At 61.7% G+C, this 9,218-nt stretch carries 10 protein-coding genes and 1 pseudogene; all 11 read right to left on the reverse strand.

The features are described from left to right. Positions 1–5: 5 nt before the first annotated feature. Positions 6–137, reverse strand: a complete 132-nt coding sequence (locus ACEW8G_RS05235) for a hypothetical protein (protein ID WP_373487386.1) — start codon at positions 135–137, stop codon at positions 6–8. Between the two features lies 1 nt (position 138). After that, entirely contained in the window at positions 139–858 is a 720-nt protein-coding gene (locus tag ACEW8G_RS05240) for a hypothetical protein (protein WP_373487387.1), read from the reverse strand. A 109-nt stretch (positions 859–967) separates the two neighbouring features. Continuing rightward, entirely contained in the window at positions 968–2,071 is a 1,104-nt protein-coding gene (gene pufC / locus ACEW8G_RS05245; protein ID WP_373487388.1) for a photosynthetic reaction center cytochrome PufC, read from the reverse strand. Positions 2,072–2,076: 5 nt separating this feature from the next. After that, positions 2,077–3,042 (reverse strand): photosynthetic reaction center subunit M, encoded by a 966-nt coding sequence (gene pufM, locus ACEW8G_RS05250; RefSeq protein WP_373487389.1) that lies wholly within the window; start codon positions 3,040–3,042, stop codon positions 2,077–2,079. Positions 3,043–3,056: 14 nt separating this feature from the next. Beyond that, a complete protein-coding gene (gene pufL / locus ACEW8G_RS05255; protein ID WP_373487390.1) occupies positions 3,057–3,881 on the reverse strand; it encodes a photosynthetic reaction center subunit L in 825 nt (274 codons plus the stop codon). 163 nt (positions 3,882–4,044) lie between these two features. After that, the gene (gene pufA, locus ACEW8G_RS05260) at positions 4,045–4,230 is read right to left on the reverse strand and encodes a light-harvesting antenna LH1, alpha subunit (protein WP_373487391.1); all 186 of its coding nucleotides are present in this window, start codon (positions 4,228–4,230) and stop codon (positions 4,045–4,047) included. Between the two features lie 14 nt (positions 4,231–4,244). Next, a complete protein-coding gene (gene pufB, locus ACEW8G_RS05265) occupies positions 4,245–4,457 on the reverse strand; it encodes a light-harvesting antenna LH1, beta subunit (protein ID WP_373487392.1) in 213 nt (70 codons plus the stop codon). 129 nt (positions 4,458–4,586) lie between these two features. Then, a complete protein-coding gene (gene bchZ / locus ACEW8G_RS05270) occupies positions 4,587–6,038 on the reverse strand; it encodes a chlorophyllide a reductase subunit Z (protein ID WP_373487393.1) in 1,452 nt (483 codons plus the stop codon). Positions 6,039–6,222: 184 nt separating this feature from the next. Next, positions 6,223–7,755: a chlorophyllide a reductase subunit Y gene (gene bchY, locus ACEW8G_RS05275; RefSeq protein ID WP_373487394.1), complete on the reverse strand. Its 1,533-nt coding sequence runs from the start codon at positions 7,753–7,755 to the stop codon at positions 6,223–6,225. Further along, positions 7,752–8,750, reverse strand: a complete 999-nt coding sequence (locus ACEW8G_RS05280; protein WP_373487395.1) for a chlorophyllide a reductase iron protein subunit X — start codon at positions 8,748–8,750, stop codon at positions 7,752–7,754. Before ACEW8G_RS05280 ends, bchY begins: the two co-directional genes overlap by 4 nt. After that, positions 8,747–9,218: pseudogene (locus ACEW8G_RS05285) on the reverse strand (chlorophyll synthesis pathway protein BchC); the annotation flags it as partial. The pseudogene ACEW8G_RS05285 and the gene ACEW8G_RS05280, both read right to left, overlap by 4 nt.

Genomic DNA, 9,218 nt, shown 5'->3' on the forward strand with positions numbered 1-9,218 from the left:
GCGCGCTACTCGCTATCCTTGGGCGGCTTGCCCGCATCACGCACCGTCCAATATTGCCAGGCGAGCAGGCCGAGCACCACCGCGCCGGTGAAACCCATTTCGAGGATGCCGATATTGTCGCCAATCCATTCGCTCATGTCAGGCCTCCGCGCGCTGTGACGGGCGGCGCGCCGGGCGCGCGCCAATGGTGAACCGGATGATCAGACTGATGCCGATTATGCTGGGCACTGCCCAGATCAACGGATTAAAGACATGGTCTGGCACCAGCCGGATCAAGCCGACCGAGAGGAAAGCGGTGTAAGCGGAAATGCCCATGCCCAGAAGCGCGCGGAAATGCTCTGCCACATGGCCGCGTGGCGGCACCGCACGGCGCCAGATATAAAACTGCTGGGTGGCAATCGCCGCCAGCCCGACCAGCGCCACCGCTGCCATCAAGGGCTGGCCGATGGTCAACCCGAAATACCCGCACCACAGCGCCGAGAGCGCGACTGCGCCCAGCAGCGACTGGGTCAACGGGCCACGCAAGGCGCTGCGGTTGCCGCGATGGCGCACGACGAGCAGGCCATAGCCAGCAAAGCCGATGGTGAGCATACCCAGATACAGCATCATCCAGCCGAACAGCCCCGCGAACAACACCCTGTCGGTGATCATCGGTAATCGCTGTTCCGTCCCGAACAGCGAGAGCAGCGCCATTGCGATGGCGAGCAGTCCGGCGACGATAAACGCATAGACCGCAATCCGCCCCCAGCGGCGATGTGCCTGCCCGCCCTTGCGCGCCGCAATCGGCACCCAGAACGCAATCAGCCCGGTTGCTCCGGCGATAACGTGGAGGACAACCAGGGCTTCAAAAAGGTGCATATCTAAAGGCCTTAGCGATAAGATGTGCGCACGACTGTGTCGCAGGATCAACCATATCGCAGCCAGGAAGGCAAACCTCCTCCCCGGGCAAACCCGGGGAGGAGCAGCGTCAGTTGCCCGCTGCCGCAGCGACCGGAGCCGCTGCGCCGGGGGTTTGCATCATCGGGCCAGACGGAACCGCCGAACCTGCGCCCGGCAGGGTCAGCAGAGCCGGATAGTCCTTGGCCATCTGGGCACCGCCCAGAGGCTTGCGCTGCTGCTGGTGGCAAGTGGCGCAGTTGGTCTTGTAAGGATCACCCTGCGGGCCCAGCCGATTGGCCGGGAACACACTGGCCAGCGGATGGATATATTCTTCGTTGGTGTTCTTCACCATCTGCAGGCCATACCAGGCCAGCGAACGCTGCGGGCTGCTCTGCTCCCATTGCGCGAACGAACGGCTGTTGTGGCAATAGGTGCAGTTGACCCCAAGCGATTGCGACAGGTGCATCATGATGGCGTAATTGCCTTCGGTATCCTTGATGCTCGAACGGTTGGCGGTGGTCGGGTGGATGGTCTTTGAGATGACCCGCGCCGCGCCGGATTGCGTGCGCATATACTTGGCATACGTATCCACCGGCAGCGAGGTGTAGCCAACCGCCTCCACCGGTGTGTTCTGGCCGCGCTTGTTGCCCATCAGCCGGCCATCGCCAGGCTTGGGATCGGTCCACACATATTTGGGCACCGCGTTGCCACGGTGACAGGTGTAGCAGGTGACCCCGGTCTGTTTGACATGGTCGGAGTAGTTCTGGTTGATGCTCTGCGTCATCTGGATCATCCGGCGCGCGACAACCTTGGTATATTTGCTGTCGTCGGCCAGGTTTTCCGGAACGTGGCAGTAATTGCACCCGGCTTCAGCAGCTGGCGCGTCGGCCGGCACGATCCACTGGGTGATCGCCGCCATGGTGTAATCGAACTCTTCCTTGCTGACATGCGCCAGCACGTTGACGTTCTCATACGCCTGGCCCGCCGTTTCCCCGCTGGAAGGCGGAAGCTCATATGGCGGGGGCGGCACTTCACCGGGGGCGGTGGCATTGCTGCGATCATTGATCTGCACAATCCCGGTGCCCCGATAGCCGGTCTGTTCCGACGATTTGGGCCCGATTTCACACCCGGCCAGCAGGACCGTTGTGGCGGCAAGCGCCCCAATCGTGGTCAGTTTTGACATCATACGCATGGCTGTCAGCTCCCTTGCAGGCTTGGATCAACAACACCGGTGCTGGGATAGGCAGGCGCAAAGCCATGATCCTGTGCCCAGAGATACCAGTTATCGACAACCGTGCCGGTCAGCAGGATGCCGATCCCGCCGGTAAGTGTGGTCAGCACTGCAAACCACCAGGCCCAACGATGGATCGATTCCATGGTGGCATTGAATCCCATGGTCCAGCGCCAGAACAGACCCGCACGCTCACTCGCCGTGCCGCGGTCGTAAATCTGTTCAATCTCGCGCTCGCCTCCATAGCGACCCACAGCCAGAATAGTGGCCCCGTGCATGGCAAAAAGCAAGGTGGAGCCATACAGAAAGGCGATCGAAAGCGCATGGAACGGATTGTAGAACAAGTTGCCGTAGCGGATCGAGAAAGCGGCGGTCCAGTCAAGATGCGGGAAGATGCCGAACGGTACTGCTTCTGACCAGCTGCCGAGCATCGCGGGGCGAATGAAACCCAGCACCAGGAACAGCCAGATCGCGCTGAGGAAGGCCCATGAAACGTGCGTGCCCATGCCCAGCGCCTTGGCGCGGATATAGGTGCGTGCCCACCAGAGCAGAACCGAGGCCGTCAGCAGGAAGCCGGCGATGATCCACCAGCCGCCCTCTGCCAGCGGTACCATCGGCGAGAAGCCGTATTCCGGGCCCGGCGGTTCAAGCGCCAGCCAGAAGAACTGCTTGGCGAACTGCATCGGGCTCCATGCAACCGAGGCCAGCATATTGAGCCCGATAATCACGAAGGACAAGGTGCCCATCAGCAGCGATGCGAGACCCAATTTGCCGAGGTAAATCGGGCCGAGCTGTGCCTGGCCAAATTTGCCCATCCAGTCGCTATAGCCAGTAACATTGATGCGGCTGTCGCTGCCATCCTTGTGCGGCATGCCGAGTTCGGGATGCCCGCGCAGCTGGACCTGAGTGAAGATATTTTGGTAACGTGCCATCTTGATTTCTCCCCTCAAGCCCAGATCGGCAGGTTGAGCCACCAGCTCCACCATTCGGGCCATCCGCGGGTCCAGAACGGACCGGATATGATGATGCAAATTGCGCTCCAGAAACCGGCGTTGAGCGCCAGCAGCAGGCCCACGCGGTGAATGCCGAGCGTGCCCACCGAATAGCCGATCAGATCGCGGAAGAACGTGTCTTCATATTCGGGAGACTTGACCTCTTCACCCTTGGCCGGGTTGGTGGCTGACAAGATCAGCGAACCGTGCAGGCCAAGCGCCAGGGTGGTGGTGAAGAAGAACGACACCGCCAGCATGTGCGCCGGGTTATAGTGGAAGTGCAGATACTGGTAGCCAACGTTCGACACCCAGTCGAGGTGGCTGAAGATACCGTAAGGGAAGCCATGTCCCCAAGCACCCAGCAGCAGCGGGCGAAACACCACCAGCGTCACATAGGCAAAGATGGCGACGCCGAAGGCGAACGGGACATGATAGCCCATGCCCAGCTTTCGGCAGATTTCCACTTCGCGCAGCGCCCAGCTGACGAACGCGCCAATCGCGCAGACCGTGATGATCTGCCACAGACCGCCTTGCAGCAAGGGGGCCAGGCCCAGGCCATAACTCAGATCAGGCGGTGCAATGCTGATCAACCATGGGTTCCATGTTCCCCCCTGCGACGCGCCGTAAAAAATCAGCGTCGTGCCGAGAAGGGAGAAAAACAACGTCGTGATCCCGAAGAAGCCGACATAAAATGGACCAACCCAGAAATCGAACAGATCTCCGCCGATCAGCGTACCGCCTCTGACGCGATATTTTCTCTCGAAGCTCAAGAGCGCCATTGCCAGACTCCTTCGTTAGCGGCCGCACCATCAAGGCGGCGCGCCGGATAGATTATTTCATCAAGTTCAAGCCACCAGTGGAAGGGACGGACCGGATAGAGCCAGTCTCGCCGGTCCGCCCATTATCGCCTTGGAAAGGCGACACACTGGCCAAACCCTGAGGTCAGGGCGTAATCGCCGATGCCGCAGCCACCGCCGCAGGCGCGGCTGAAGACATAGGGGGCTCCAGCCAGTTGAACCGGTTTGTGCTCAACAGGATGAAGTGGATGAGGAGTGCGAGGACGAACAAGAAAACTGCCAGGGCAGTCAGGATCTTGGCGCCATCGAACATTTGCCACATTCTATGCATAATAAATTCCGTTCTTAACTGAGTTGGACGTCAGTCACCGGGTCGAGGCTCGATGTCGCTTCATAGCCGGGCGTACCCGGGAACCATGGGCGCCACTGCCAGACCAAGATGTGTGCGATGATCGCAACGATGGTAAAGAAGGCAAAGCTTGCGACGAAGAGCTTGTGGAACTCCTTCGCTTCGCTTTCCGTCAGGTAGGTCGTAGGACCCATCCCTTCATCTGCCATGAGATATTCTCCTTAGCTTCCAGATTTGGAAGAACGCCAAAGCGGCGCCCTCCAGGCGATATCCGTGTGGGAAAATTCCCATGCGGATGGTGGAGGCCCCGTCCCAAGGCCGATGACTGGACCAGCCGCTCACGCGGGCTGACCCATATTCTGTGCGGCGGCTTCCTCCAGCCGCACTTCGGATACTGTCGTCTCATTGGCGCGGCGCGCGGCGCGCTCCGCCATGTCGCGCAGGCGCTTGGCGGCGGAGATCCGCACCAGCACCGGTTGCGCCTCGATCAGCGCGTCAAGCCGCGCCTTGGCCTCAGCCGTCCAGTCGAGTTCCCGCTCGATCCGTGACGGCGTGGCTTCAACCGCATCCATTTGCGTGGACAGCGGCAGAATATGGAACAGCGCATCAAACAGCGCATTGCAAACTTCCTGCACCAGATAGGTGGCGCCCGAATAGCCCATGAACGGCGTGCCGGTATGGCGGCGGATCACCGCGCCAGGGAAGCTTGCCGGAATATACATGCCGCGCGCGCCGCACTCGGCCATATACATGCGCTCGTTATAGCTGCCGAACACCACCAGCGGCGGGTTGCTGCGGATCGCCTCGCGCACCGCATGGTTGTCGGTCTTGACCCCCGCTGTCCGGCTGAAGGCGAAGTTGCAGGGCAGCCCCATGTCATGCTCAAGGAAATTGCGGATGCCGCGCGCATATGTCTCGTTGGCGACGATGCCAAAGCTCGCGGTGCCAAAGAAATCCTGCGTGACCGAGCGCCACAGATCCCACAAAGGCTTGATTGTCGTGTGCTTCTCGCGGTCGATGAACGGCTCGGGGTTCAAGCCCGTCAGCTCGCCCAGCTTGCGCAGGAACAAGGTCGTCGATTCCAGGCCGATGGGGGCCTGCAGATAGGGCCGCTCGAGCGTTTCGCACAGGTTGCGGCCGAATTCGCGATACATGCAGATGTTGACTTCTGCGTCCGCAAGCTTCTTCACATCGGCCAGATGGCTGCCCAGCGGGAAGACCATGTTGAGCTCGCAGCCAATGCCTTCGACCAGTCGCTGGATTTCAGCGAGATCGCTGGGCATGTTGAACGTGCCATAGATCGGCCCCAGGATGTTGACCTTGGGCTTTACCCCTTCCTTGCGGGGGGCAAGCGGCTTGACCTTCTTGGGGCCAAATTCGGTCCACAGCCAGGTCAGCGCGCGGTCGGCTGACTGCCACTGATCCTCATCGATGGTGCGCGGCAAAAAGCGGCGGATGTTGGTGCCATTGGGGGTCACCCCGCCGCCGATCATCTCGGCAATCGAACCGGTCACCACCACGGCGGGCAGATCAGGATCGAGCGAGGCCCAGGCACGGCGCATCGCGCCTTCGGTGCCGGTTTTGCCCAGTTCTTCCTCGCCCAGACCGGTGACGACAATCGGCAGTTCGTGCGGCGGCAGCGCGTCGGTATAATGCAGCACCGATGTCACCGGCAGGTTTTCACACCCCACCGGACCATCGATGATCACCTGCAGGCCCTTGATTGCAGTGAACGCATAGACCGCGCCCCAATAGCCGCCGGCCCGATCATGATCGATGATCAGCGTCATATCTCAATCCTCCCCGGGTTTGGGGCGAAGGAAGTGCGAATCTCGAAAATCCTCCCCTTTAAGGGGCGGTGGCATGGCGCAGCCATGACGGAGGGGCGTCTATATTGGCGCGCGGGTGTCACCCCTCCACCACTGCGTGGTCCCCCTCCCCTTGCAGGGGAGGATTTATGGATGGCCGACGTCCTCATGAGCCGATCGCCTCTGCTGACTTGTTGAGGCCAACCATGCGCGCGGCGTATTTTTTCTTGAATTCGGGGCGGTCAACCGGCGTATCGCGCCAGATGCCTGCGTTTTCGTCGGCACCGACGCCGTCAAAAAAGCTCTGCATTTTGTTGAAACGGTCCTGATTGGCGAGCGCGGCATTGACCACCAGTGCCAACGAGCCTGCGCCCGCGACACCCATCAGCGGCCGTGCGGAAATCAGGTTGGTGAAATAGAGCGCCGGGATCGCCTCGCTCTTGGCGTGCTGGACCACCGGTGTGGTGCCGATAGCGAGATCGGGGCGGTATTCCTCAACCGCCGCGATGTCCTGCTCAAGGCTGGCGCGATACTGGATGCGCACGCCCTTGGCTTCGAGCCAGACGCGATCAGGCTCTGACCAGCGCGTCTTGGGGCACGCGGTGCCGACATAGGGCACGTCCGCGCCGCTTTCGATCAGCAGACGCGCGACCAGCAGCTCGGAACCTTCATAGCCCGAAACGGTGATGCGGCCCTTGATCGGATTGGCGGCAAGGGCGGCGCGGATCGCGGCGACAAAGCCATCCTTGGCGGTATCGACAATCGACTGCTTGATGCCGCAGGCTGCGCCGATGGCGTCGAGCCACGCAGCGGTGCCATCGGCGCCAACCGGCGCGGAGCCGATAACCGGACGACCGGCGTGATCAAATTCGCGCACGCTGGCGGTATAGAACGGGTGGATCGCGGCGACCGCGGCGCAATCGAGCGCGCTGTAAAGCTCGCGCCATTCGCGGGTCGGCACGACCGGGCCAGCAGCCAGACCCAGGGGCTCCAGCATCTGGCCGATGCCCACCGGATCGACCGGGAACATTTCGCCGAGCAGGGTAATCGTGGGGCGATCGGGGCGGTGACTTGGCGCGGCGACCGGGCCTTGCGAGGCTTCCTTGCGGGCATAAGCCAGCATGGCGCCCGCCAAAACGTCCTTGGCCTCTGCATGGGTCGGGATGCCGAAACCGGGAACATCGATGCCGATGATGCGCACGCCGTTGATTGCCTTGGGCAATCCCTGCAACGGCACGCCTGAGGCTGTCGGCACGCAAAGGTTGGTGACGACGATGGTGTCATAGAGCGCCGGATCGGCCATCTCATGCACGGCATCGCGAATGTCTTCGTAGAGCTTGCCGGTAACCAGGGTTTCCGAACTGAACGGCACGTAGCCGACCGAGCGGCGAGCGCCGTAAAAATGCGAGGTGAAGGTCAGGCCATAGACGCAGCAAGCCGAGCCCGACAGGATTGTCGCGGTGCGGCGCATGCGCAGGCCAACGCGAAGTGAACCGAAGGCCGGGCACATGCTTTGCGGCTGATCGTGCGGGCCCTTCGGATAATCGGCCTCGTAACGCGCCAGAACCTCGCCCTTGCCGGCCTTTTCGGCCGCCGCGCGCATCGTGTCCTTCGACGAACACCCGCCTTCGACAGGCGGGGTCGCAAGATCGATGCGATCCGGGTTGCGTGGCGCTGGGGTGGCGAAGGCGTCACTCATACGCTGTCATAAACCACTTCGAGCGAGGGCTTTTCTTCGAACACACCGCCGCGCATGTCGGCCTGACTTGCGGGCACCAGTTCGACGCTGCCACCGGTGTCTTCGGGCTTGAACAGGCCGAGCAGTCCATCCTGCGTCAACGGACGCGGCGGGGTTGGCTGGGCTTCGGCGACGTTGATCGCGAGCTCCTCAAACAGCGACGCCCATTCGGTGTCGGGCCGTCCGATGATCTGGTAATTGGCCGACTTGCGGCGGATGTCCTCATTGGCAGGGATCGAGGCGAGCACCGGAATGCCGACCGCATCGGCAAATGCCTGCGCCTCGCCGGTGCCGTCATCCTTGTTGATCAGAATGCCCGCAACGCCGACATTGCCGCCCATCTTGCCGAAATAATCGACCGCCTTGCAGACGTTGTTGGCCACATAAAGCGATTGCAGATCGTTCGAGGCGACGACGATGACCTTCTGGCACATGTCGCGGGCAATCGGCAGGCCAAAACCGCCGCAGACCACATCGCCCAGGAAATCGAGCAGCACGAAATCAAAGCCCCAATCGTGGAAGCCCAGCTTTTCGAGCAGTTCAAAGCCATGGATGATGCCACGTCCGCCGCAGCCGCGACCGACTTCCGGGCCACCAAGTTCCATTGCGAACACACCGTCACGCTGGAAGCACACGTCTTCGATGCGCACTTCTTCGCCCGCGAGCTTTTTGGCGCTGCTGGTTTCGATGATCGTGGGACACGCCTTGCCGCCGAACAGCAGGCTGGTGGTGTCAGACTTAGGATCGCAGCCGATGAGCAGCACGCGCTTGCCCTGCTGCGCCATCATGTAAGAAAGATTGGACAGTGCAAAGCTCTTGCCCGATCCGCCCTTGCCATAAATCGCGATGATCTGCGTTTCCTTGGTCACAGGGCCGGTCGCAACAGGATCAGGCTCGTGCGACGCCTCTTCACGCAGCGCCGCCGTATCTGGTCCGGAATTTTCCAACATCGTCATGCGCAAGCGCTCCAATCGAGTATCATTTTCAGGCATTTGGGGTCGCCAAAGGCGGTGGGATAAGCGCTTTGGGCACTCGCCACCGGCTGGATGTGCGACACCAGGCCTGCGAGGCTGAGCGCCCCGCTTGAGACCATCGCGCGGATCGCGACCAGGTCATCGGGACCCCATTCAGCGGCGACGCGAATTCGCGCCTCGCGCATGAAGGCGGGGGGGAATGTGAAGCTGAGCGGCTGCTGGTAGAAGCCCGCGAGATTGACCTCGCCGCCCTTCGCCAGCCGCGCGATTAGCGTATTGAGCAGGCTCGAATCGCCGCTGACATCGCAGATGCTGCGATAATCGCGGCGCGTGTCCGCATCGGGATGGACGATCTCGTAACCGACAGCGCCGGTACTCCGCAGCGGGTTGATTTCCCACACGGTCGGCGGCGGCGCGCCGGTCGCGATGGTCAAACGTGCGAGCAAACGG

This window comes from Blastomonas sp. (genome assembly GCF_041747255.1).
Classification (GTDB): Bacteria; Pseudomonadota; Alphaproteobacteria; order Sphingomonadales; family Sphingomonadaceae; genus Blastomonas.

What these genes read in the sequence shown, in the direction of transcription:
- ACEW8G_RS05235 (WP_373487386.1), bottom strand. Translation starts at nt 137, where the DNA reads ATGAGCGAATGGATTGGCGACAATATCGGCATCCTCGAAATGGGTTTC.
- ACEW8G_RS05240 (WP_373487387.1), bottom strand. Translation starts at nt 858, where the DNA reads ATGCACCTTTTTGAAGCCCTGGTTGTCCTCCACGTTATCGCCGGAGCA.
- pufC (WP_373487388.1), bottom strand. Translation starts at nt 2,071, where the DNA reads ATGCGTATGATGTCAAAACTGACCACGATTGGGGCGCTTGCCGCCACA.
- pufM (WP_373487389.1), bottom strand. Translation starts at nt 3,042, where the DNA reads ATGGCACGTTACCAAAATATCTTCACTCAGGTCCAGCTGCGCGGGCAT.
- pufL (WP_373487390.1), bottom strand. Translation starts at nt 3,881, where the DNA reads ATGGCGCTCTTGAGCTTCGAGAGAAAATATCGCGTCAGAGGCGGTACG.
- pufA (WP_373487391.1), bottom strand. Translation starts at nt 4,230, where the DNA reads ATGCATAGAATGTGGCAAATGTTCGATGGCGCCAAGATCCTGACTGCC.
- pufB (WP_373487392.1), bottom strand. Translation starts at nt 4,457, where the DNA reads ATGGCAGATGAAGGGATGGGTCCTACGACCTACCTGACGGAAAGCGAA.
- bchZ (WP_373487393.1), bottom strand. Translation starts at nt 6,038, where the DNA reads ATGACGCTGATCATCGATCATGATCGGGCCGGCGGCTATTGGGGCGCG.
- bchY (WP_373487394.1), bottom strand. Translation starts at nt 7,755, where the DNA reads ATGAGTGACGCCTTCGCCACCCCAGCGCCACGCAACCCGGATCGCATC.
- ACEW8G_RS05280 (WP_373487395.1), bottom strand. Translation starts at nt 8,750, where the DNA reads ATGACGATGTTGGAAAATTCCGGACCAGATACGGCGGCGCTGCGTGAA.